The organism is Aquidulcibacter sp. (assembly GCF_049239865.1).
Lineage (GTDB): Bacteria > Pseudomonadota > Alphaproteobacteria > Caulobacterales > Aquidulcibacteraceae > Aquidulcibacter.
In genome coordinates this window covers 1-1,340 of the sequence record NZ_JBMLTR010000183.1, presented here as the reverse complement: position 1 = coordinate 1,340, position 1,340 = coordinate 1, and the positions used below count along the sequence as shown (strand labels likewise).

Sequence of the window (1,340 nt, the reverse complement as noted above, 5' to 3'; positions counted from 1 at the left end):
ACCAAAAAGGCCAAGCGACGGCCCAGTTTCTCGCTGATGTCATCGACCTTTTTCGACACAGCTTCAATGTCTTCGCCTTCGATATTCACAAGCAGAGAGACACCGGTTGGCGCGCGATATTCGCCATAAACCCGGCGCAGCAAAGCCCCCCACTCCCCCGTGGTGACACCGGCTTTGGCGCACGCAATCGAAGGCTCCATAATATTGAGATTGTCGCGCGCTGCCGCTTCAAGGTCTGCCAAAGCAGCCTCAACTGCTGCGGCGTCACGACCCGCGCGCCACGCATTCAGGCGCTTGATCTGATCGGCTTCCACCATGGGATCGACGGTCTGGATTGAGCCTTCGCCAGCCGACAAGGGCGATTGCTCGGTGTCTGACCAGCGATTGACGCCGACGACCACTTGGCTGCCACCTTCAATGCCCAACAAGCGGTCGCGATTGGATTGCACCAGCCCTTCCTTCATATAAGGCACCGCAGCAACCGCCCCGCCCAAGGCATCAATCTTGGCAAGCTCTGCCTTGGCACCAGCCACGAGTTCGGCGACCTTTTTTTCCACGACGTGGGAGCCCGCGAACAAATCCTCATATTCAAGAAGATCGGTTTCATAGGCGAGGATTTGTTGAAGCCTTAAGCTCCATTGCTGATCCCAGGGGCGCGGCAGGCCCAAGGCCTCGTTCCAAGCCGGCAATTGCACGGCACGCGCCCGGGCATCCTTGCTCATGGTCACGGCCAGCGTTTCAAGCAAGATACGATAGACGTTGTTCTCCGGCTGCGGCTCTGTCAGGCCCAAGGAATTGACCTGCACGCCATAGCGGAAGCGGCGCATCGCGGGGTCGGCTACGCCATAGCGGTCCTTACAAATCTCGTCCCAAAGCACGTTGAAGGCGCGCATTTTGCACAGCTCGGTCACAAAGCGGATGCCAGCATTGACGAAGAAGCTGATGCGCCCCACCACGGCGGGGAAGTCTTCCGGCAAGACTTGGCCCTGGGCTTTGACTTCATCCAGGACGGCAATGGCGGTGGCGAGCGCAAAGGCCAATTCTTGCTCTGGCGTCGCCCCTGCTTCCTGCAAATGATAGGAGCACACATTCATCGGATTGAATTTTGGCGTTTCTTTCAGGCACCAAGCAATCGTGTCTGCCGTCAATTTCAGGCTGGGCGCAGGCGGGAACACATAGGTTCCGCGGGAAAGATATTCCTTGATCAAATCATTCTGCGTCGTGCCCTGCAGCTTCTTGCGGTCTGCCCCCTGCTCGTCGGCTAAAGCGACATAAAGCGCCAACATCCAAGCGGCAGGCGCATTGATCGTCATGCTGGTATTCATGGTTTCCAGCGGAAT

General features: G+C 57.8%; 1 protein-coding gene. It reads right to left on the bottom strand.

The annotated features are described in order from the left end of the window. On the bottom strand, positions 1 to 1,340 hold a 1,340-nt coding region (locus ACOVRA_RS13230), incomplete at both ends, for a methylmalonyl-CoA mutase family protein (RefSeq protein WP_421720713.1).